Source organism: Kitasatospora sp. NPDC087314, from assembly GCF_044744365.1.
GTDB lineage: Bacteria > Actinomycetota > Actinomycetes > Streptomycetales > Streptomycetaceae > Kitasatospora.
The window spans coordinates 60,079-82,955 of the sequence record NZ_JBIUYE010000024.1; the positions used below are offsets into that span (position 1 = coordinate 60,079).

At 70.6% G+C, this 22,877-nt stretch carries 17 protein-coding genes; 9 read left to right on the top strand and 8 right to left on the bottom strand.

The window, feature by feature from the left end; all coding sequences use genetic code 11:
- Positions 1-2 precede the first annotated feature (2 nt).
- The 3 genes from ACIO5E_RS37225 to ACIO5E_RS37235 all read right to left on the bottom strand — a co-directional run bounded on the left by ACIO5E_RS37225 (position 3) and on the right by ACIO5E_RS37235 (position 2,475).
- Positions 3-227 (bottom strand): ferredoxin, encoded by a 225-nt coding sequence (locus ACIO5E_RS37225; RefSeq protein WP_400676593.1) that lies wholly within the window; start codon positions 225-227, stop codon positions 3-5.
- Positions 224-1,429 carry a cytochrome P450 gene (locus ACIO5E_RS37230; protein ID WP_400676595.1) on the bottom strand — a complete coding sequence of 402 codons (1,206 nt, stop codon included), beginning with the start codon at positions 1,427-1,429 and terminating at the stop codon, positions 224-226. The genes ACIO5E_RS37225 and ACIO5E_RS37230 overlap by 4 nt, the downstream gene beginning before the upstream one ends.
- Before the next feature lie 287 nt (positions 1,430-1,716).
- Positions 1,717-2,475, bottom strand: coding sequence for a class I SAM-dependent methyltransferase (locus tag ACIO5E_RS37235; protein WP_280680369.1), 759 nt, complete (start codon positions 2,473-2,475; stop codon positions 1,717-1,719).
- Positions 2,476-2,716: 241 nt separating this feature from the next.
- On the opposite strand from ACIO5E_RS37235, the gene ACIO5E_RS37240 reads away from it, so the two are divergent.
- The 6 genes from ACIO5E_RS37240 to ACIO5E_RS37265 all read left to right on the top strand — a co-directional run bounded on the left by ACIO5E_RS37240 (position 2,717) and on the right by ACIO5E_RS37265 (position 9,465).
- On the top strand, positions 2,717-3,622 hold the full coding sequence (locus tag ACIO5E_RS37240; protein WP_400676597.1) for an HpcH/HpaI aldolase/citrate lyase family protein: 906 nt from the start codon (positions 2,717-2,719) through the stop codon (positions 3,620-3,622).
- Positions 3,619-4,449, top strand: coding sequence for a cyclase family protein (locus tag ACIO5E_RS37245; protein ID WP_400676599.1), 831 nt, complete (start codon positions 3,619-3,621; stop codon positions 4,447-4,449). The genes ACIO5E_RS37240 and ACIO5E_RS37245 overlap by 4 nt, the downstream gene beginning before the upstream one ends.
- A gap of 8 nt (positions 4,450-4,457) precedes the next feature.
- On the top strand, positions 4,458-5,633 hold the full coding sequence (locus tag ACIO5E_RS37250; protein ID WP_400676601.1) for a cytochrome P450: 1,176 nt from the start codon (positions 4,458-4,460) through the stop codon (positions 5,631-5,633).
- Between the two features lie 156 nt (positions 5,634-5,789).
- Positions 5,790-6,623: an HpcH/HpaI aldolase/citrate lyase family protein gene (locus ACIO5E_RS37255; RefSeq protein WP_400676603.1), complete on the top strand. Its 834-nt coding sequence runs from the start codon at positions 5,790-5,792 to the stop codon at positions 6,621-6,623.
- The gene (locus ACIO5E_RS37260) at positions 6,620-8,032 is read left to right on the top strand and encodes an MmgE/PrpD family protein (RefSeq protein WP_400676605.1); all 1,413 of its coding nucleotides are present in this window, start codon (positions 6,620-6,622) and stop codon (positions 8,030-8,032) included. Before ACIO5E_RS37255 ends, ACIO5E_RS37260 begins: the two co-directional genes overlap by 4 nt.
- 170 nt (positions 8,033-8,202) lie before the next feature.
- Positions 8,203-9,465 (top strand): MFS transporter, encoded by a 1,263-nt coding sequence (locus ACIO5E_RS37265; RefSeq protein WP_400676607.1) that lies wholly within the window; start codon positions 8,203-8,205, stop codon positions 9,463-9,465.
- Positions 9,466-9,541: 76 nt separating this feature from the next.
- Here ACIO5E_RS37265 and ACIO5E_RS37270 read toward each other — a convergent pair whose 3' ends face one another.
- Positions 9,542-10,510, bottom strand: coding sequence for a nuclear transport factor 2 family protein (locus tag ACIO5E_RS37270; RefSeq protein ID WP_400676609.1), 969 nt, complete (start codon positions 10,508-10,510; stop codon positions 9,542-9,544).
- A gap of 901 nt (positions 10,511-11,411) precedes the next feature.
- Between ACIO5E_RS37270 and ACIO5E_RS37275 the strand changes: the two genes are divergently transcribed.
- Positions 11,412-12,407 (top strand): TauD/TfdA dioxygenase family protein, encoded by a 996-nt coding sequence (locus ACIO5E_RS37275; protein ID WP_400676611.1) that lies wholly within the window; start codon positions 11,412-11,414, stop codon positions 12,405-12,407.
- Positions 12,408-12,701: 294 nt separating this feature from the next.
- Here the strand turns inward: ACIO5E_RS37275 and ACIO5E_RS37280 are convergent, their stop codons facing one another.
- Complete coding sequence (locus ACIO5E_RS37280) at positions 12,702-13,475, bottom strand: thioesterase II family protein (RefSeq protein ID WP_400676612.1); 774 nt, start codon at positions 13,473-13,475, stop codon at positions 12,702-12,704.
- Between the two features lie 54 nt (positions 13,476-13,529).
- A complete protein-coding gene (locus ACIO5E_RS37285) occupies positions 13,530-14,747 on the bottom strand; it encodes a cytochrome P450 (RefSeq protein ID WP_400676614.1) in 1,218 nt (405 codons plus the stop codon).
- A gap of 308 nt (positions 14,748-15,055) precedes the next feature.
- On the opposite strand from ACIO5E_RS37285, the gene ACIO5E_RS37290 reads away from it, so the two are divergent.
- Positions 15,056-15,838 (top strand): class I SAM-dependent methyltransferase, encoded by a 783-nt coding sequence (locus ACIO5E_RS37290; RefSeq protein WP_400676616.1) that lies wholly within the window; start codon positions 15,056-15,058, stop codon positions 15,836-15,838.
- A gap of 78 nt (positions 15,839-15,916) precedes the next feature.
- Here the strand turns inward: ACIO5E_RS37290 and ACIO5E_RS37295 are convergent, their stop codons facing one another.
- A complete protein-coding gene (locus tag ACIO5E_RS37295; RefSeq protein WP_400676618.1) occupies positions 15,917-17,407 on the bottom strand; it encodes an MFS transporter in 1,491 nt (496 codons plus the stop codon).
- A 76-nt stretch (positions 17,408-17,483) separates the two neighbouring features.
- Complete coding sequence (locus tag ACIO5E_RS37300; RefSeq protein WP_400676620.1) at positions 17,484-17,690, bottom strand: ferredoxin; 207 nt, start codon at positions 17,688-17,690, stop codon at positions 17,484-17,486.
- A gap of 399 nt (positions 17,691-18,089) precedes the next feature.
- Between ACIO5E_RS37300 and ACIO5E_RS37305 the strand changes: the two genes are divergently transcribed.
- Positions 18,090-22,877 (top strand): beta-ketoacyl synthase N-terminal-like domain-containing protein (locus tag ACIO5E_RS37305; protein ID WP_400676622.1); only part of this gene is annotated, 4,788 nt, incomplete at its 3' end.

The following is a 22,877-nucleotide window of genomic DNA, read 5'->3' on the forward strand; positions in this document are numbered from 1 at the left end:
TGTTATTCCGAGTCCAGACTGATAGCCAGCGCCGGGCAGGTGAACGCGGCCAGGCGCACGTCCTCCGATTCACCCTCGGAGGTCGTCTCCTCCTCCAGGACGACGGCGATTCCGTCCTCGTCCTGGTCGAACCAATCGGGCGCGGCCAGGACACACTGGCCGGATCCGATGCATTTTTCCCTGTCCAGATTGATGCGCACGAAGCCTCTCCCCGCGTCGACGGTCACCACTTCACCGGAAGTTCATTCACCCCGTAGATGGCCAGATCGAGTTTGTAGGAGATCTGGTCCACCGGGATCGCGAGTTCGAGGGTCGGAATGCGCCGGTAGAGCGTTCCGAACACCACCTGCAGCAGGACCCGCGAGAGCTGCTGTCCGAGGCACTGGTGCACACCGAACCCGAAGGCGAGATGGTGCCGGGCGTCACGGTGCAGATCGAGAGCGTCGGGATCCCCGTCGAACGCCCGCGGATCATGGTTCGCCGTGTCGGTCGCGACGATGATGCCCTCACCCTTGCGGATGAGCACACCACCGACCTCGAGATCCTCCTTGGCCACCCGGCGCCTTCCCAGGTGGGCGACGCTGAGGTAGCGCAGCAGCTCCTCGACGGCGTTCGCGATGAACACCGGATCGCGCGATTCCCGGACGAGCTCGAGCTGGTCGGGGTGGGTCAGCAGGGCCATCGTCCCGAGCGTGGTCATGTGTGCGGTCGCGCCGTGTCCGGCGGCCATCACCAGCAGGGCGGTGGCGACGATCTCCTCGTCGGGCAGTTCGCCGGCGCGCACCAGGTGCCCGATCACGCCGTCTCCCGGATCGGTGTGGGCCTGCTGCACGAGCGAACCCAGCAGCGCGCGCATGTCCTCGACGACCCTGGTGTGCACCGAGTCGGGAGAACCGGGCACCGCCATGATCCTGCCGAGCGCGGCGAACCGCTCGCCCTCGCTGTGGTGCACGCCGAGGACTTCGCAGATCGCCTTGGACGACATCGGCACGGCGAGGTCGGCGAACAGGTCCGCGGTGTTCCCGGCGGCGAGCATGGCGTCGACCAGCTCGTCCATGGTCCGCTGGAAGACCGGGCGCAGGGCCTCCGCCTTCCGGTTCGAGAAGTCCGCGGTGACCATGCGCCGCAGGTACGCGTGCTCCGGGTCGTCGACGGTGGGCATGGAGCGGTTGCGGGTGTGGAACGCCTTCGCCTGCGGCGCCGCGAACGTGTATCCCGGCAACCTCTGGTCGGAGCTGGCCCGTGCATCGGTCAGCACCTCCCGGGCCTCGGCGTACCCGGTGATCAGCCACGGTGTACTGCCGTCCCAGATCCGCACCCGGGACACCGGGGCGTTTTTGGCGAGTTCACGGAGTTTCACCGGCAGATCGAGCGGGCACCCGGGCGTCCGGTCCATCGGATAAAATGGATCCTCGTGCGGGGTTGACATGCCTTCAGTTTCACCCAGCCGGTGGATATGCGTAAAGTGAACCTTGGTACATCACACTTTTTCTCACACGAAGGGTTCACCGGCGGATTCACCGCCCGCAGTTCGCGGACCCGATCCGAAGCGCATTTCCCGCGGCGTGTGGGCGGATTCCGGCACCGTCGCCACGGCACCGGGAAAACATTCCGTTAAATGACTCCGGGAAACGGCGTACAGAATCGAAGAGCGGCGGCTGCGGAACCCGTTCGCCGGGTGTCCGCAAGCCGCCGCAAGAATTCCTCGGATATCCGCTACTCGCCCGCCCCGCGCAGCTCCGCCCGGGTCACCGTGAGGCGGATCGGCAGATCGAACTCGCCCTTCTGCGTGTCCGGGTGCTCGTCCAGGTGCCGGCGGATGCGGCCCAGCAGTTCACCGCGCTCCTGCTCCGGCAGCGCCAGGACGGGGGAGAGGGTCCCCATGCGGGCGACCATCGAGTCGGTGGTGCAGCGCTGGCCGTGCCGGAAGTCGGCGTGCTCCAGGTCGGTGAACAGCGGGTGCTGCCGCAGCCGGTCGGTGGGCGACGTCGTGCTGTCCCAGCCGAAGATCCGCGCCAGGCCGGCGATCCAGTCGACGCGCGCGTCGTCGTCGTTCCACAGTGCGGCGACCACCCCGCCCGGGCGCAGCACCCGGGCGATCTCCGGAAAGGCCTTCTCCTGGTCGAACCAGTGGAAGGCGTTGCCCGCCAGGACCGCGTCGACCGACGCGTCGGGCAGCGGGATGCTCTCCGCCGATCCGATGTGGGCCTCGACCCCGGGGTGGTTGCGGACCAGCTCGTCCCGCATGCGCGCGTCGGGCTCCACGGCGACCACCGCGATCCCGGCGGCCCGCAGCCCCTTGGTCAGCTGACCGGTCCCCGCGCCCAGGTCGAGGACCGTCAGCTGCGGCCGGTCCGCGACCGGCACGAGCGCCCACTCGATCGCCTCGCGCGGGTAGTCCGGCCGGTGCTCGGTGTACCCGGCCGCGTTCGACCCGAACGACGTCCCCTGCTGCTCATCGCCCGAATTACTCATGAACCATCCCATTCACCGCATTCGCGCATTGTGCGCACCCACTTGCCGACGACTCGGCACGACAGCCTTGAGTCATACCATGCGGGATGATCGAGACAAAGTGGCCTTAGGTACACAATTTTCGCCCTGCACCAAGGTCCACTTACTTTCCCGACTCGTCCTGCGTAAAAATAATTCGACATTTACTGGCTTTAGCATGTCAAATTGTGACGCCGCCACGATACCCGCCTTTGGGGGTGTAGTGCAACTTTCCAAGCCACACCATTCCGCAGGGCAGTCCGCGAGTACCCGCTCACTGTTCCTGAGCTACCTCTACGTACCAGGTCACCACCTGAAGCGAATCGGAAGCGCATATTCCTCCGACGCTGACGCAGTCGTGCTCGACCTGGAGGACGGCGTACCGGATTCGAAAAAGCAATACGCTCGCGAGCTGGTTTCCGACGTCGTCTCGGGCGCCGTCGCCAAGCCGACGTTCGTGCGGGTGAACTCCATCGCGAGCGGGCTGTGCATCGATGACGTGCTCGCGGTCGCCGGGCCCGCACTGAGCGGGCTGCGCCTGCCGAAGGTGCGCGGCCTCGACGATCTGGCCCACGTCACGGGGCTGCTCGCCGAGCTCGGCCATCCGGCCAGCGTCCAGCTCCTCATCGAGTCGGCCGCCGCGCTGGAGGTCGCCTACCCGCTCGCCTCGGCGTCGCCCGCCGTGACGATGCTGGGGCTGGGCGAATCGGACCTCCGGGTGAACCTGGGCTGCGAACTGGACGGACGGACGATGGACGCCGCCCGCATCCGGGTGGTCATGGCCTCCCGCGCGGCGGGACTGCCGAGTCCCTGCCAGAGCGTCTACGCCGAGGTGCGCGACCCCGAGGGACTGCGCGACAGCTGCCTGCACGGCAAGCGGCTCGGCTTCATGGGGCGCATGGCCATTCATCCCGACCAACTGCCGATCATCCACCAGGTCTACCGGCCGACGCCCGACGAGATCGCCGAGGCAGTCGGCATCTGCGAGGCGGCCGATCGTGCCGGCGAGCAGGACACCGCGGTCGTGGTGTCGGACCGTCAGCGGCTGGTCGCGCCACCGATCGTCGCCAACGCGCGTCGGGTGCTCGAACTGGCTCGCGCCATGGAACTCCTCCCGGACGTGTCATGACCGGATCCCCCGCCGGCCCCGACCGCCTGCTCGCCGCACTGGCGAGCGGAGTGGAGGTCGTGGACCTGGCTCAGCCCCTGGCGAACGGGATGCCGTGCTCGCCGAACCATCCGGGGTTCCGGATGGCGCTGGCACGGCGGCACGGCGACGCGGTGCGCGCCGACGGCGGTTCGTCGGCCAGCGAGATCATCACCACCGGCGGTCACGTCGGCACCCACATCGACGCCCTCTCCCACGTCTCCCAGAACGGCCTCCTGCACGGTGGCCTGGACAGCGCCGAGGCCCAGCGCGGTGGTGTCTTCTCCGTGCACGGCATCGACACCGTCGAACCGATGGTGTGCCGGGCGACCTTCCTCGACATCGCGGCCCTCCACGGCACGGACTGCCTGCCCGCAGGCCACGGCATCACCGCCGCGGAGATGGCCGCCGCGGCGCGGCGCGCCGGCGTCGAACCGGGGGCGGGCGAGGTCTGTCTGATCAACACCGGCTGGAGCCGCTGGTGGAACGACCCCCAGGCCTACCTCGGGTTCGACACCGGCGTCCCCGGAGTCACCCCGGACGCCGCACGGTGGCTGGTGGAGCGGGGAATCCGCGCCGCGGGCACCGACACCACGGCCTTCGAGCAGATCCCGGCCGGACGAGGTCACACGATCATGCCGGTACACCGGATCATGCTCGTCGACGCCGGCATCCACATCGTGGAGAACATGCGGTTCGACGGACTCGCCGGTCGTGCCGCAGTGGAATTCGGCTTCGTACTGGCGCCGCTGCGGATCGTCGGCGGCACCGGATCCCCCGTCCGTCCCCTCGCACTCCTGAGCAGGTGAGCACGACCATGCCCTACGAGAACGATTTCGACCTGTTCTCCCCGCCCGTCGCGGAGAACCCCTTCACGGTGTACGACGACATGCGCAGCGGCTGTCCGGTGGCACACAGCGAGAAGCACGGCGGCTACTGGATCGCGGCGAGCTACCAAGCGGTCGACGACGTGGCCAAGAACCCCGAGCTGTTCTCCTCGGTCTCGATCAGCGTGCCCAAGAACGCCTTCGGCGACGACCTCGCCGAACGGCCGCCGATCACCCTGGACCCACCGCGGCACGGCGCGTTCCGACGCACGCTGCTCCCCGCCTTCAGCCCCCGGCAGATCAAGGCGCTGGAGCCGTCGGTCCGCGAACACGCCCGCGAACTGCTGGCGGGGATCACGGGCCGGGACCGCTGCGACGCCGCGGCCGAGTACGCCAAGAAGATCCCGTCGCGCTTCATGGCGCGGATGATCGGCTGCGACGACGACCGCCAGGACGAGTTCGCCGAGCAGATGCGCGCCCTCCTCGAGGCCAACGAGATGGCGGAGATCCAGGCCGCGATGGCGCAGACCCAGCCGTTCCTCGACGACCTGATCGAGCAGCGGCGCCGGGAGCCCGGCGAGGACCTGGTGAGCTGCGTGCTGTCCGCCGAGATCGACGGCCGCAAACTGACCGGCCCCGAGCTGATCGGGTCCCTGGTACTGATCATCACCGCCGGCATCGACACCACGTGGAGCGCCCTCGGCAGCAGTCTGTGGCACCTGGCCCGGCACCCGGAGGACCGCCGGCGGCTCGTGGCCGAGCCCGAGCTGATCCCCACCGCCGTCGAGGAGTTCCTGCGCGCCTTCTCCCCCGTCCAGATCGCCCGTGTGGTCACCCGCGACACCGAGTTCCACGGTGCGCAGCTCAGCGCGGGTGACTCCATCCTGCTGGGGATGCCGTCGGCCAACCGGGACGGCGCGGAGTTCCCGTCCGCGGACCGGGTCGACATCGGCCGGGAGGTCAACCGCCACCTGGCCTTCGGGGTCGGCATCCACCGGTGCATCGGATCCTCCATGGCCCGGATGGAGATGCGCATCGCCCTGGAGGAATGGCTTCGCGCGATCCCGGAGTTCACGCTCGCTCCCGGCGACGCCGTGAAGTGGTCGACCGGGCACGTCTGGGGGCCGCGCCGGCTGGACCTGCTGCTCGGCGGGACCGAGGCGTAGCGGAGGCGAGGACCGGGGTCGCCTCCGGAGATCCGCGTTGCCCGACGCCGGGCAACGCCGCCCGGGCCGGTCGGCGCGCGGGCATCGACGACGGGGACGGTTGCTCGGCGGACACGAACCGCCGCTGAGCACCGGACGTCCCCCTGGGAAGTGGTGATGGTGGAACCGATTCGCAGCTGGCTCTATGTTCCCGCCCACCGGATCGAACTGCTCGGCAAGGCCATGGCCGGGCAGACCGATGCCGTGGTGCTGGACCTGGAGGACGCGGTGCCCGCGGACGCCAAGCGGCTCGCCCGCGACCAGGTGGTCGAGGCCCTGACGGAGAACTGGCCCAAGCCGATCTGGGTGCGCGTCAACGCGCTGGACTCGCCGTGGGGTTCGGCCGATCTGGCGGCGCTGGCCGGAACCGCCGCAGCCGGACTGCGGCTTCCCAAGGTCGAGGACCCGGACCTGGTCCGGGCCGCGGCGGTGGAGTCCGGTCTGACCGTGCACGCGATCATCGAATCGGCGCTGGGCGTGGAGAACGCCTACCGGATCGCCACCGCCCACGCCGGTGTCGCCCTGCTCTCGCTCGGCGAGGCCGACCTCATGGCGGACCTCCGGCTCGGCGACACCGGCGCGCTGGACTGGGCCCGCCAGCGCATCGTCAACGCCGCCCGGGCCGCCGGGCTGCCCAGTCCGCCGCTGGCCGCCTGGACCGACGTCGCGGACGTGACCGGCCTCACCGCGGACACCCTCGCGGGCGGCAAGCGCGGCTTCTTCGGCCGGTCGGTCCTGCATCCCAAACAAGTGAGCGTGGTGAACCGGATCTTCACCCCGGATCCCGACGAGGTGGCCGCGGCCCGGGCACGCCTCGCCGACCAGGTGGGGCGGGACGCCGCCGCGTGGCTCGACGACCGGGGCCGGTTCGTCGACGCCGCGCTGCTGGCCAACGCGAGGTGGCTGGTCGACCTCGCCGATGCGCTCGCCCGACAGGAGGCCGGTGCATGACCCGCACTCCCGCGCAGCGGCTGGCGCACCTGGCCCACACCACCGCCCGGACAGGCCTGCCCCCGGATTTCCGTGCGGAGATGGCCGGGCGGGTCCTGGACCTCCTAGGGAACAGCATCGCCGCCGTGCCGACCGGCGTCGCCGCGGCCGTGACCGCCATGGCCGGGGCCTGGGCCGGTGCACCGCAGGCCACGGTGATCGCGGCCGCCCGACGGCTGCCCGCTCCGGCGGCGGCACTGGTCAACGGCACCCTCGCGCACGGCCTGGATTTCGACGACACCCACCTGCCCTCGGTGCTGCACCCGTCCGCGGCGGTGCTGCCGGCCGCGCTCGCGGTCGCCGAGACCACGGGGGCGTCCGGTGGAGCACTGCTCGACGCCGCCGCGATCGGCGTCGAGGTCACCTGCCGACTCGGCATGGCCGGATACGACCCGGACGCGAACAACTCGATCTTCTTCGACCGCGGCCTGCACGCCACCGCCATCTGCGGCACGGTCGGCGCGGCCGTCGCCGCCGGGATGCTGTACGGGCTCGGCGAGGAGGAGCTGACCTCGGTCATCGGCATCGCCTGCAGCATGGGCTCCGGGATCATCGAGGCCAATCGGACCGGCGGTACGGTCAAGCGCACGCACTGCGGCTGGTCGGCCCACGCGGGCGTCGTCGCCGCCGAGCTGGCCCGGCACGGGATCACCGGTCCGACCACGGCGCTGGAGGGGCGGTTCGGCTTCCTCACCGCGTTCTGCGGTGATCGCGCCGATGTCGACCAGCTCACCGACGGTCTCGGGACCCGCTGGGAGGCCCGGCGACTGTTCGTCAAACCGTACCCGTGCAACCACTTCACCCATGCGGGCATCGACGCCGCCCTGCGGCTGCGGGCGAAGGGGGTCGATCCGGGTGCCATCACGGCCCTGACCCTCGGGGTCCCGGCGCCGGTCGTGCACACGATCGGCGAGCCCCACGCGGCGAAGATCCGGCCGGAGTCGGGATACCACGGCGCGTTCAGCGGTCCGTTCACGATCGCGGCGGCGCTGCTGGGCGGAGGCGGGCTGGGCGTGTCCCACGAGGACTTCACCGATGCCGCGGTGCAGTCGGCGGACCGGCTGGCCCTGGCCGAGAAGGTCCGGGTGGTCCCGGACGCGCGGTGCACCGGCATCTTCCCCCACCAGTTCCCCGCGGTGCTGACCGCCGAACTCACCGACGGCTCCCGGCACGTCGAACGGGTCGAGGTGAACCGGGGCGGCCCGGAGAACCCGCTCACGCCGGCGGAACTGATCACCAAGTTCCGGATCAACGCCGAGCGGACGCTCTCCCCCGATCAGGCCGAGCGGGTCGCCGAACTGGCGGGTGGACTGCCGGAGGCACCGGATCTCACCGCGCTGACCGCGGCCCTGCGCGGCCGGCCGGTCTGATCACCGGGTCGCACCCCGCCCAACTGACGGTTCACCCTCCGTCGAAGACACAACGCATGGTTGGGGTTCCCTGTCGGATCGGTTGTTTGCTCCTCCTTCCGCAGCCTTGATTTGATGCCCGGAGTTCCCGCGGCGAGGTCCGCCACGGGAAGGAGAGGGCACGAGGCTCCATGACGAAACGATCCCTGGGCCGGCCGTTCGGCTGGCTGTGGGCGTCCTATGCGGTGAGTGCCTACGGGTCCGGGCTGGGGTTCGGCGCGTTTCCGCTGATCGCCGTACTGGCGCTGCACGCCAGCACCTCGGAGGTGTCCGCGCTGTCCGCGGTGGCGCCGACCGTGGGCGCACTGATCGCGGTGCCGCTCGCGCCCTGGGTGGAGTACCGCCGCAAGCGGCCGGTCATGATCGCCATGAACCTGACCCGGTGCGCGGTCATCCTGACCGTCCCGGTGTGCTACGCCTTCGGCTGGCTCAGTTTCGCCCAACTGCTCATCACCTCGGCCGTCGTCGCCGCCGCCAAGATCGCCTTCAACTCGGCCAGCGGCGCCTACCTCCAGACCATCGTCCGGCCGGAGCACCTGCTCGTGGCGAACGCGCGGTTCGAGTCCACGAACTGGAGCTCCATCGCGATCGGGCCGCCGCTGGGCGGCGCGGCGATCGGCATCTTCGGACCGGTCGCCACCGTCGTCGCCGACGCGGCCGGCTACCTGCTCTCCGCTCTCGGCATCACCGCGATCCGCGGCCGCGAGGAGCCCCCGCGCAGGTCCGGCGGGAAACGGCTGCGGTCCGGCGACCTGCTGGACGGCTGGCGGCACATCATGGCCCATCACGGTCTGCGCGCGCTCTTCCTCAACAACATGCTCGTCTCCGGGCTCATCATGGCCACCGAGCCGCTGCTGGCCGTCATCCTGCTGCGCGACCTCGGGTTCGCTCCCTGGCAGTACGGCCTCGCCTTCGCCGCCCCCTGCGTCGGCGGGCTGATCGGCTCCCGACTGGCGCCCCGGGTCGTGGCCCGGTACGGCCAGCACCGGGTCATGCGCGTCTCCGGCACCCTGCGTGTGGTCTGGCTGATCGGCCTCGTCCTCGTCCGCCCCGGTACCATCGGCCTCGTGACGGTGATTGCCGTGGAGCTGGCGATCATCCTGAACATGAGCCTCTTCACACCGGTGGTCGCCACCTACCGGCTCGAACACACTCCCCCGCACCGCGTCGCCCGCACGCTCTCAGCCTGGCTGATCGGCCAGCAGGCGGGAATCGCGATCTTCACCGCGCTGGCCGGGCTGCTCGCCGACGCCACCAGCCCGCGCATCGCGCTCGCGGTCGCCGGACTCGCCATCCTCACCAGCCCGCTCCTGCTGCCCCGGAATCCGGCCGATCCGCCGACGGCGGCCGTCGAACAGAACGACCAGTTACCGGATCTGACCAACCGTCCGTAGCCGGCGCTGGCTCGTGTCCCGCCACCGGACCGGTGGCGGGACACGAGTGGGGATCCCGGCGGGATCCGGGGAGGCGTCAGAACATGGTGTTGTTGTTGGCGGAGGTGGCCGGGACGTTCTCTATGACGTCCCAGTGCTCGATGATCTTCAGCTCTCCGTTCGCCTGCTTCTCCACGCGGAAGATGCCCATGATGGCCTGGCCGCTGTCCTCGGGGTGGAGGCGGTAGCGGAAGTGCACGGCGACGTAGTCCTTGTCGGCGATGGTGCGCTTCAGATCCGTGGTCACGTTCGGGAACTGGCGGAAGAACTCGGCGAATCCGTCGCGCATGCCGACCGTTCCGTTGGGGACGGACGGGTTGTGCTGGTAGTACTCCGGCTGGAGGTAGCCGACGGCGTCGGGGTTCTTCTGGATGAGGAGGGTGTTGAAGTAGTCGAGGACGACCTGCTGGCTGAGGGGCGTCAGCCAGCAGGGCCCGCTCGGCTGGTTCGTGGTCGGGTTGCTGACCGTGCCGAACATGTCGTTGCCGTTGGCCGTGGTCGCCGGCACGCCCTCGCGGGTGTCCCAGTGCTCGGCGATCCTGCCCTTCTCGTCGAAGCGGAAGATGTCCATCACGGCCTCGCCGCGGGTTCCGGGCTCCTGGATGGGGTTGGAGTGCACCAGGACCAGGTCGCCCTGGGCGAGGACCCGCTTGACGTTGTACGTGAACCCCGGGTAGCGCGTGTGCAGGTCGCCGGCCAGGTTCTTGAGCGCGTCGCGTCCGTCGGGGACGGTGGGGCTGTGCTGGACGAAGTCGGCGCGGACGTGCTGGTCCGCGGCCTTGACGTTGCCCTTCTCGAAGAGCTGGGTGAGCACCTCGACGGCGACACGCTTGTTGCGCTCCAGGGCGGCACTCGAGCGCTGGGCGTCGACGGCGGTCAGGCCGTCGCGGGGCGGCGCGGGGACGGTGGCGGCGGAAGCCGGTGCGAATCCGGCCACCGTCGCGAAGCTCGCTGCGGCCAGCAGGGCGACAGCGGTTCTCCGGGCCAGCGAAGTGGTTCTCGGCATGACGATCTCAATCTCTGGGATGAGGAAACGGTTGGGCGTACCCCGGCTGATCGGGTGCGCTTCAAGACGCGACGGACCCCGGCGGCGATTTCCCCCTCCACCGGCGGGATCCAGCCGAAGTTCGGTGCGTAGCAGCGTAGTCGCCGAAGTGGCCGAATGAAGAGCGTTTGTGCGAAAGCCATCGGCGGTAAACTCGGCCGAGCTCGGACCCGACGGACCGTCTCCATTCGAACGAACGGCCCACCGTGGGCATTTACGCTGGCGGGAGCCACCGCGCAGCAAGGACGGGCCATCGGAGAAATCTCCGGTCCGCGAACCCGCCGTGCGCCAACTCCGGCCCGGCGAAGACCTTCCGAGCCCGACTCGGCCATACCGTTTTCGCTTGACGGGTACCTGATCAAGCCAAACCGGACGACGTACTTCCCCTTGCCTTCGACCACTTCCGTGCGGCAGCCCTCCGGCCGATGTCACCGCACGTCACATGTACGAAGGTTCCATTCCCGCCGCATCCCCGGGCACCGTACGCTGTGGTTTTGTAAGGTGAATTCCATAGGGCGGGAATATGGAGGTCACCGGCTCGACGCGGGAAGGCGCGCCGGCTCCCGTTCGGTCGCGCACGCGCGACGATTCCCCGGCCTCCGGGGAACGTGCCGTCCGCAGAGCAGATACCAGATCGGTTCCCGACATCGCATTCTGAATCCCTTGACTTCGGCGGCCGGGAACGGACTTCGCTTCAGCTGCGCGTCGACACCTCGGAATCTCCGCCGACCAGGTCTGGGTGCCACCGCGATCTCCCAGCCGAAGGCCGGTGCGGGCGCCTGTCCGGACGACAGTGCCGTCCCGCTCTACAGCGCGGCAGCGGAGACCCGTCTCGCCGCCACACTCACGGAGGTACCGCAGAATGACTGGCATCACCGTCAACCCTGCCGCCGGGCGCATCGGCGCCGAGATCGAGGGCGTGGACATCTCCCGCCCACTCGACGCCGACCAGATCAGCACCATCCAGCAGGCGCTTGACGAGTGGAAGGTCGTGATCTTCCGGAACCAGCAGCTCGACCACGCGACGCAGACCGCGTTCGGCCGCCAGTTCGGCGAGCTGACCTACGGCCACCCCCACCACGAGCCGCCCAAGGACGCGCCGGAGATCTACACGATCCAGCACCGCCGCTTCGAGAAGCAGCTCGGCGGCGACGCCACCCGGGAGCTGCGCAAGTACGCCTACGCCGGCAACAACGGCTGGCACTCCGACCTCACCCCGTTCATCAACCCGCCGGCCGGTGCCATCCTCCGTGCCGAGGTGCTGCCGAACTACGGCGGCGACACCCAGTACACGAACCTGGTGGCCGCCTACGACGGCCTGTCCGAGCCGTTCAAGGAGTTCGTGGACGGGCTGCGCGCAGAGCACCGGTACGGCGCCAACTGGTCCGGCATGCCGCAGCCCAGCGTGGCCGGCTTCAAGAAGCGCGTCGAGGAGAACTCCCTCGTCTCCCACCACCCGCTCGTCCGGGTGCACCCGCGGACCGGGCAGAAGGCCCTGTTCGTGAACCCGATCTACACCGACCACATCGTCGGCCTGTCGCCCATCGAGAGCCGTCTCGTCCTCGGCTACCTCTTCGACGAGATCGCCCGTCCCGAGTACACGGTGCGGTTCCGCTGGGCCCCGGGAACCGTCATCTTCTGGGACAACCGCGCCACCTGCCACATCCCGCCGCGCGACCTCGACCACCTCGACGTGGAGCGGGTGCTGCACCGGGTCACGCTGGTCGGCGAGGTGCCGGTCGGCCCGGACGGCCGCGAGTCGGAGGCGCTCGAAGGCCCCCGCCTCGGGTCGGAGCCGGTGTTCAACTCCACCTTCTTCGACCGTAAGGACCGGGCGGACCAGGAGCAGATGGCCTGAGCCGGGGGCGGGCTCCCGATCCGAACGACCGCCCGCCCACCCACCGCGCCGGCAGCACTGACGCCGGCGCGGTCACCGCGTCGTCACATGCTGCTGCCCCTGTCGGTCTCCCGGCAGGGGCAGCAGCATGTGACGACGCGGAGGACATGGGCCGGCACCGGGGCGCTCCGGTCACACCGCGGGCGCCGGCCCGGGCTCCGTCGGGTCCGCTGGGTCGACCTGTCCACCCGTCGACCGCACCATGCGAGGAGCCGCGGGCCGTTGTCGGCCCGCGGCTCCTGTCGTACCGTCCCGTCAGTGGTCCGCCGACGCACCCGCCAGCACGTCCGCGATCCGCGTGATCAGCCGGGGTGCCTGCTCGGTGAGGTAGAAGTGGCCCCCGGGGAACACCTCCAGGGCGAACGCGCCGCTCGTGTGCTCGTGCCACGCCCGGACGTCGTCCAGCGGCGCCTTGGGGTCGTGGTCGCCCACCAGCGCCGTCACCGGACAGCTCACCCGGTGCACCCGCTCCGGGCGGTACAGCTCGGCCGCCCGGTAGTCGCTGCGGATCGCGGGCAGCACCATGCGGAGCACCTCGTCGTCACCGAGGACCCGGCTGTCCGTGCCGGCCAGTTGTCTGACGTCGCGGAGCAGCGCCTCGTCGCCCCGATGGTGCACGTCGTCCTCCGGCCGGAACCGGGACGGCGCCCGGCGGCCCGAGGCGAACAGCATCGCCGGAACGATCCCGGCCCGCTGCTCCAGCAGCCCGGCCAGTTCGAACGCCAGCGACGCGCCCATGCTGTGCCCGAACAGGGCCAGCGGCCGGTCGGTCCACTCCCCGACGAGCAACGGCAGCAGCCGGTCGGCGAGTTCGGGGATGCTGTCGATGCAGGGTTCCAGGCGCCGGTCCTGACGGCCCGGGTACTGCGCGGCGAGTACCTCGATCTGCGGCGAGAGGGCCCGGGAGACCGGGAAGTAGAAGCTTGCCGAGCCTCCCGCGTGCGGAAGGCAGAGCAACCGTACCCGCGCTTCGTCGGCCGGGTGGTAGCGGCGGATCCACAGATCCCTGTCCGCACCGCGCGTGGTCACGTGGGGCACTCTCCCGTTCGGTTCGGTTCTGTTCGGGCCGGGCCGGGCCGGCTGCTAGACGTCCCAGGTGACGGGCAGCGCCCGCAGTCCCTTGAGCAGCATCCCACTCGTGTAAGCGAGCTCCTCGACCGGTACGGCCAGCCGCAGCCCCGGGAACTCGCGGAGCAGCGCGGTGTAGGCCACCTCCAGCTCCAGCCGGGCGAGTTGGGCGCCCAGGCAGCGGTGCGGGCCGTGCCCGAACGCCACGTGGTCGGCGGCGTTGGTCCGACCGAGGTCGAACCGGTCGGGCTCCGGGAAGGCCCTCGGGTCCAGGTTGGCGGCCGTGGGGCTGGCGAGGATCACGCTGTGGGCGGGAATGGTGAAGCCGCCCAGCTCGACGTCGGTCGTCGTCACCAGGTGCAGGCCCTCGTGCGGATCGGTGCTCGGGCTCAGCACCACGTACCGCAGCACCTCGTCGATGACGGAGGGCACCAGCGAGGGATCGGCGCGCACCGCCGCGAACTGGTCCGGGTGGTCCAGCAGGGCCACCAGGCCCTTGCCCAGCATGTTGGCGGTCGTCTCGTGCCCGGCGACCAGCACGCCGAAGACGATCTGGACGACCTCCTCCGCGTTCAGCCGGCCATCGACGTCGCGCGCGGTCACCAGGTCCCGCAGCAGGCTGCCCTCCGGGCACCGCTGTGCGTCGGCGGCCAGCTCACCGATGTAGTCGACGAGCGCCCGCCGGGCCGCCATCGCCTGCTCCGGCGGGTAGGCGTTGGTCGAGGTGATCTGCTCCGACCACGGGCGGAACAGGTGCCGGTCTTCGAAGGGCACGCCCAGGATCTCGCAGATCACCGCGACCGGCAGCGGGAAGCACAGGGCGGCGCTGAGGTCCGCGGGCGGGCCGGACTCGTGCACACCGGCCAGCAGTTCGCTGGTGATCTGCTCGACCCGCGGCCGCAGCGCGCGGATCCGCCGGACGCTGAACGCCGATGCCACGGCCTGGCGCAGCCGGGTGTGCTCGGGCGGGTCGAGGTCGTGCATCCCGGGCCGGGAGAAGACCGCCGCGCGGCCGGTCACCGAGCCGCGGCGGTGCGCCTCGGCCCGGCTGAACCGGGGGTCGGACAGCACGGTCCGCACCTCCGCCATGCCGCTGATCAGCCACGCCTTGCCGCCGTCCGCGGTGGTGACCTCCCGTACGGGGGCCTCCCGCCAGAACTCGCGGACCGCCGTCGGCGCGGAGTATTCCTCTTCGTTTTCCGAACCCGGTGCTACCTGGCTGGATTCCGTCACCGCTTACTCCCGGTCCACTTCGCTGGTTTTCGAGGCAGGCCGCAGGACCCCGTCCGAATCCGGACATTCCGCTGGAATCTCGGCCGCGGCCGCGGCCTCCCCCGACCGCGGACAATCTTCTCCGGATTCGTACAGGGACTTTTCCGAAGCTGGGATCGCACCGTCCGGGGGGAGGCACATACTACGATCGTGCCCGCGCGACACCCGTCGTACCAGTGGACGAAGGTGCAATGTACATAATCGAATGAAATTTGATATGAGTGAATTAGGCGTATAGCCGAATACCCTAGAGAGCTGCGAGGGAATCGATGGACCGTCGGGACCGGGTAAAGCTGTACGACCAGATGGCCGATGCATACGATCGATCGCGGCCGAGCTATCCCGATGACGTCATCGACGATATCCTGGGGGATTCCCCGGACACCCTGTCGGTACTCGACGTGGGCTCCGGAACCGGGATCGCTTCGCGCCAGATGGCCAAGCGGGGAGCCCGGGTCCTCGGGCTCGACATGAGTCCCGGGATGAGCGCCGTCGCCGAACGGCACGGCATTTCCACCGAAATCGTTCCGTTCGAGACCTGGGAGCCGGCCGGGCGGGAGTTCGACCGGGTCACCTGCGCGCAGGCCTGGCACTGGATGGATCCGTTCAACAGTGCGGAGAAGGCGGCGTCCGTGCTCCGGCCGGGGGGCCGGCTCTGCCTGTTCTGGAGCGCGGGGTTCCATCCGGACGAGCTCGCGGACGCCCTGGCCGACGCCTACCGGCGGGTCCTCCCGCCCGGCACCCCCAAGCTGACCCTCGGCTACGCCGTGAGCCGGTCCAGCGACCTGCCGCTGGACTTCAGCGTGGTGACCGGATCCCCCCGCGCGTTCCGGCACATGACGGAGGAGCCGGCCAGGTCGGTTCCGTGGAGCGCGACCTACACCCGGGACCAGTGGCTCGACGAGCTCAGCACGCACACCGACCACGCGGCGCTGCCGGCCGATGTGCGGCAGAACCTGTTCGACGAGATCGGCAACACCATCGACCGCTTCGGTGGCGCGTTCGACATGACCTTCGCCACCTACCTGTTCTCCGCCACGGTGCCCCGGTGAGCGTGCGCCCGGCCGGGTCGTCGTGACGCCCGTAGGGCCCACGGCCGGACCGTGGGCCCTACGGGGGGCGATCACGTGCTAGGCGTTCACCTCGACGTCCGCCCGGACGTCCTCCCGGACCTCCTGCCGGCGTTCACCGGGGATCGCGAGTGCCAGCACGGCGGCGACGACGGAGACCACGGCACCGGCGAGCAGCGCCGTGCGGTAGCCGGAGGCGAGCACGGCCTGCTTGCTCCCGGTGGCACTCATGCTGGCCGTCGCGGCGATGCTCGTGAACACCGCGACACCGATGGCGCTGCCGATCTGACGCGTCGTCGTGGCCACTCCCGAGTAGAGGCCCGCGCTCTCCTTGGGGGCCCCGGCGGTCGCCGTGATCGTCATGCACGGCAGGGCGAGGCCCATGCCGGCGCACAGCAGTTCCATCGGGAAGAAGATGGCGCCCCAGTAGTCACCGTGCACGGGCACCCGGGCGATCCACACGACACCGGCGGCGTACACCAGCAGCCCGACGATCAGCATCGGCCGCGCACCGATCCGCTTCACGAACCGCGCGGTCAGGATCGCGACGACGAACGTGGTCAGACCGCCGGGGAGTTCGGCCAGTCCCGCCTCCTGCGGGTCGTAGCCGAGCACCTTCTGGATGTAGAGCACGACGAGGATGACCTGGGAGGCCATCGCGGTGGTGGCCACGAACGACACCAGGTTCGCCATCGAGATCGTCCGCGAGCGGAAGATGCCCAGCGGCACCATCGGCTGCTTCGACCGCGACTCGATCACCAGGAAGGCGACCAGGAAGAGGATCGAGACGGCGAACGAGAGCAGCGTGTGGGCGGACAGCCACGCGTGGTCCTTGAGACCGATGGTGGCGTACACCGCGGCGGTCACCGCGCTCACCACGCAGAGCGCTCCCGGCAGGTCCAGGGACGGGATGCCGGTGCGCGCCACCGAGACCCGGCGGGTCAGCGTCCGGGTGCCGAAGAACAGCAGGACGCAGCCGATCGGCAGGCAGAAGAACAGGGTCGAGCGCCAGCCCCAGTGGTGGGTGAGGACACCACCGAGCACCGCGCCGTTGACGCCGCCGATGATGCTGGCCGCGCCCCAGACCGAGATCGCCCGGTTCCGCCGGTGCTTCTCCGGATAGGCGGCGATGATCAGGCCGAGCGAGGCCGGCAGCAGGATCGCGCTGCTGACGCCGTGCGACGCGCGCGCCGCCACCAGCTCCCAGCCGTTCTGCGCGAACCCGCCCAGCACGCTGCCGAAGGTGAACAGCCAGAGCCCTGCGAGGAAGACCTCACGCCGGCCGAACAGGTCGCTCAGACGACCACTCAGCAGCAGGAGCCCGGCGAACGCCAGGCTGTAGGAGTTCACGACCCACTGGAGCCCGGTCACATCCAGGCTGAGACTGCGCTGGATGGACGGCAGCGCGATGCTCACGACCGCGTTGTCGAACTGAACCATGAAGTAGGCGACACAGGATATCGCCGCGACGTACCACAGCGGGCCCTTCCCCACGCGGTCCTGGACCTCTGTTTCCGGTCTGTCGCCCGTCTTCTCCGGATTTGATGTCACACCGACCCCTTCCCGACACTGTCAGATTTTCTTCTTCGTCCCGACCGCCAGCCGGATCTCTCCACCCGCACAGCCATCACCGGATATCCACGGGGTGGAGAGCGATCGCCCGTTCCGGGCAATTGGCAGCGCAGCGGCGTGCGACCGGCTCCAGTTCCTCGGGTATCGGCCCGCTCGACAGCAACGTGCCGTAGCCCAGGTCGTTGCAGTCGAACAGCTCCGGAGCCAGGTCCATGCAGCGCAGATGCCCCTGGCACTTGTCGGTGTCCAGTTCAATGCGCACTCAGCACCCCCATGTCCCTCGAATGCGCACGTGTGAAGACGCTCACGCCGGACTCCTCCGACGCACTCGGTCGATGTTGAAAGGTGTTCTACGCGATATTCCGCAGAGGCGTCAAGTGGACCTTTGTACGAGACGATTCCGCAGGTCAACCGCCGTCCGTGTACCAAGGTTCACTTCACATATCGGAGTCTATTTTGTAGAAAAAATAGGTACGGGGCATAGTGCGCAAAGGCAATCCTCGCCTTCGGCTCAAGTCGATCGTCAATGTCACGAAACGCCGGTCTCCCCGCTCCCAGCCAAGCCGTTCAAACACCGTTCATGCGGGCTCGCCCGCACGCCCGCCGACCGGGGCCACGCGCCCGGTCCGATGTGCGCGGTGCCCTATGAAGGAGGATGTGGATGTCGCTGCGCCACGAAGCCGACATCGCGGTGGTCGGCGTCTCCTGCCGATTTCCCGGAGCGGACGGCCCCGACGCCCTGTGGTCGCTGCTGACGGCCGGGACCGCCGTCGAGGCACCGCTGCCCGACGGACGCTGGGAGCCCGACGCCCTGGCGGGCCTGTCGGAGTCGGAGGCCGGTGTCATCCGGCGCGGAGCCTTCCTGGACGACGTCGCCGGTTTCGACGCCGGGTTCTTCCGGGTGCCGGCCCGGGAAGCCGCGATGATGGACCCCCAGCAGCGGCTGATGCTGGAGCTGAGCTGGGAGGCGCTCGAGGACGCCGGGCTCACCGGACCGTCGGTGACCGGAAGCCGCACCGGCGTGTTCCTCGGCGTCGCGACGGACGACTACAGCACGCTCGTCCGCACCCGGGGCACCGAGGCGATCACGGCGCACACGTTCACCGGTTCCCAGCGCTCCATCGTGGCCAACCGCGTGTCCTACTTCCTGAAGGCGAAGGGGCCCAGCCTCATCGTCGACGCCGGGCAGTCCTCGTCGCTGGTCGCGGTCCACCTCGCCGCCGAGAGCCTGCGCCGCGGCGAATCCGACATCGCCATCGCCGGCGGCGTCGCCCTCCGGATGACCCCGCATCACGCCATCGCCGCCAACCGGCTCGGCGCCCTGTCACCGGACGGGCGGTGCCACGTCTTCGACGCCCGCGCGAACGGCTTCGCCCAGGGTGAGGGCGGCGGCGCCGTCGTGCTGAAGCCGCTGGCGGCCGCGCTCGCCGACGGCGACGACGTCTACTGCGTGATCCGCGGCAGCGCCGTCACCAACGACGGCGGCGGCGAGCAGCTGGTGACCCCGACCGCCGACGGCCAGGCAGAGGCCATCCGGGCGGCGTACCGCCGAGCACGCCTGGACCCCGCGGCGGTCGTGCACGTCGAACTGCACGGAACGGGCACGCCGACGGGCGACCCGGTCGAGGCCACCGCGCTCGGCTCGGTGATCGGCGCGGCACGGGCGGCGGACGATCCGCTGCGGGTCGGGTCCATCAAGTCGAACATCGGTCACCTGGAGGCGGCGGCGGGCATCGCCGGCTTCATCAAGACCGCACTGTGCGCGCGGGCGAGGACCCTCGTCCCGACCGCCGGGTTCCGGACCCCGAACCCGCGGATCGCGCTGGCGGAACTGAACCTCCGAGTACAGACCTCGGTCGAGGCGGCGCCCGCCGACGCGGTGTACGGCGTCAGCTCTTTCGGCATCGGAGGCACCAACTGCCACATCGCGGTGGCGGCTCCGCCGCAGCCGCGCCGGACCGAGCGTGCCCCGGGCACCGCCCCGTCCCCGGTGCCCGTGGTGCTCTCCGCCGCGGACGCCGGCGCGCTCCGGGCCCAGGCGGCACGGCTCGCGTCCGCCCTCGACGGCGACCCGGACCTGCTCGACGTGGCGTGGTCGCTGGTCACCACGCGTTCGGAGTTCGAGCACCGCGCCGTCGTGCTCGGGGCGGACCGCACCGCCGTCGGCCCGGTGCGCGACGGGCTGGCCGCGATCGCGTCCGGGATGCCCTCGGGGTCGGTGGTGACCGGACGCGCCTCGAACCCGGCCGGTCCGGTGTTCGTCTTCCCCGGCCAGGGGTCGCAGTGGGCCGGCATGGCCGCCGAACTGCTCGACAGCTCGCCGGTCTTCGCCGAATCGATCGCCCGGTGCGCGGAGGCGCTGGCGCCGTTCGTGGACTGGTCGCTCGACCAGGTGCTGCGCGACGGTCGCCCCGCCGACCTGGAGCGGGTCGACGTGGTGCAGCCGGCGCTGTGGGCGGTGATGGTCGCGCTGTCGGACGTGTGGGCCTCGCTGGGCGTCCGGCCGGCCGCGGTCGTCGGCCACTCCCAGGGCGAGATCGCCGCCGCGACCGTGGCGGGCATCCTGTCCCGCTCCGACGCGGCCCGGGTCGTGGCGCTGCGCAGCCTGATCATCGCCCGCCACCTGGCCGGCAAGGGCGGCATGGCATCGGTCGCGCTGGCGGCCGACGAGCTGCACGACCTCCTCTCCGGGTACCCCGAGGTCAGTCTGGCAGCGCTCAACGGGCCGCGGTCCACCGTGATCAGCGGCCCCTCCGAACCGCTGGAGCGGGTGCTCGCCCGGCTGGAGGGCGACGGGGTGCGGGTCCGGCGGGTGCCGGTCGACTACGCCTCGCACTCGTCCTACGTCGACACCATCACCGACGAGCTGATCGAAGCCCTGGCCCCGATCGCTCCGCGCAAGAGCGAGATCGCCTTCCATTCCACGGTGACCGGTACCGCGCTGGAGGGCACCGAACTCACCGCCGAATACTGGTGCCGCAACCTGCGTCGCACGGTGCTGTTCCATCCGACCGTCGAAGCGCTGCTGGACCGCCACGCGGTGTTCGTCGAACCGAGCCCGCACCCGGTGCTCACCGTGCACATCCAGGACGCCGCCGACCGGTCCGGGGCGGCGGTCACCGCGATCGGCACGCTGCGCCGCGACGACGGCTCCCGCACGCGGCTGACGGCCTCGGTCGCGGAGGCCTGGACCGCAGGAACCGCCGTCGACTGGACCACGCTGTTCGACGGCACCGGCGCGCGCCGGGTGCCCGTGCCGACGTACCCGTTCCAGCGCGTTCGGCACTGGCTCGACACCGTCGACGCGCAGGCGACCGGTGAGGAGTCCGCGCTGGCACTGCGGTTGCGGCAGGAGGGCGACGCGGACCTGCGCGAGGTCCTGCTCGACCTGGTGCGCAGGCACACCGCGGTGGTGCTGGGTCTGGATGCTCCGGCGGCGGTCGAGGACACGACGCCGTTCCGGGAGCAGCGGCTGACCTCGGTGGGCGCCGCGGAGGTGTGTGCCGGCCTGTCCAAGGCCACCGGCCTGGCGCTGCCCGCGACGGCGGTGTTCGACCATCCGACGCCCGTCGCGTTGGCCGAGCACCTGGCTCAGCGCATGCGGGGCACGACGGTCACCGAGCCGGTACGGGCCCACCGCACGACGACGCGCGACGACGACCCGGTGGTGGTCGTCGGTCTCGCCTGCCGTCTTCCCGGCGGTGCGTCGACGCCGGAACAGTTGTGGCAGCTGCTCCTCGACGACCGGGACGTGGTCGGGGCGTTCCCTGCCGACCGCGGCTGGGCCCCGGACCTGATGACCGCTTCGGCGACGTCCCGGGGCGGGTTCCTCTACGACGTGGCCGATTTCGACGCGGAGTTCTTCGGGATCTCCCCGCGCGAGGCGCAGGCGATGGACCCGCAGCAGCGGCTGCTGCTGGAGACCTCGTGGGAGGCGCTCGAACGGGCCGGGATCGATCCCCGGGGCCTGCGCGGCAGCGCCACCGGGGTGTTCGTCGGAGCGATGGCTCAGGACTACGGCCTGCGGCTGCACGAGCCCTCGGACGGAACCGACGGGTACCGGCTGACCGGTGTCACGACGAGCGTCGCGTCAGGCCGGGTGGCCTACGCCCTGGGGTTGGAGGGCCCCGCGGTCACCGTCGACACCGCCTGCTCCTCCTCGCTGGTCGCCCTGCACCTGGCCGCCGAGGCGGTGCGACGCGGTGAGTGCGGCATCGCGCTGGCGGGCGGCGTCACCGTCATGTCCACCCCCGGCATCTTCGTGGAGTTCAGCCGGCAGGGTGGTCTCTCCCCCGACGGCCGCTGCAAGGCGTTCTCCGCCGACGCGGACGGGACCGGCTGGGGCGAGGGCGTCGGGCTGCTCGTCCTGGAGCGGCTCTCCGACGCCCGGCGCCTGGGCCACCCGGTCCTGGCGGTGGTGCGCGGCTCGGCGGTCAACCAGGACGGCGCCTCCAACGGCCTCACCGCCCCCAACGGCCCCTCCCAGCAGCGGGTCATCCGCCAGGCCCTCGCCAACGCCGGCCTCCAGCCCTCCGAGGTGGACGCCGTCGAAGCCCACGGCACCGGCACCCGCCTCGGCGACCCCATCGAAGCCCAGGCCCTGCTCGCCACCTACGGACAGGACCGTGAACTGCCCCTGTGGCTCGGCTCGATGAAGTCCAACATCGGCCACACCCAGGCCGCCGCCGGCGCCGCCGGCGTCATCAAGATGATCCTCGCCATGCAGCACGGCACCCTCCCCCGCACCCTGCACGTCGACGAGCCCACCCCGCACGTCGACTGGACGGCGGGCGCGGTCTCCCTCCTCACCGAACAACAACCCTGGCCCACCCACAACCGCCCCCGCCGCGCCGCCGTCTCCTCCTTCGGCATCAGCGGCACCAACGCCCACGTCATCCTCGAACAACCGCCCACCGACACCCGGAACCAGGTGACGGAGGACCAGCACCTCGACGCCCCGTGGCTGCTGTCGGCCCTCGACGAGCGTGCGCTGCGGGAGCAGGCGGGTCGCCTGCGTGAGCAGCTGGCCGCGCAGCCGGACACGGATCCCGCTGACGTCGGCCACACGCTCGCAGTGGCCCGGGACCACTTCGGGGTCCGGGCCGGGGTCTTCGGTGCGAGCGTCGCGGAACGCGCCGAGGCCTTGGCAGCGCTCGCCGACGGCACGGCGCATCCCGCCGTGGTCCGCGGCACCGCCACCGCTCCGGGCAAGGTGGTGTTCGTGTTCCCCGGGCAGGGCTCGCAGTGGCCCGGCATGGGAGCCGAACTCCTCGGCAAGTCCGCGGTGTTCACCGCATGGATCGAGCGCTGCGAACAAGCCCTCGCCCCCTACGTCGACTGGTCACTCACCGACGTCCTCCGCGACACCGACACCCCCCTCGACCGCGTCGACGTCGTCCAACCCGCCCTCTGGGCCATCATGGTCTCCCTCGCCCACACCTGGCGCGAA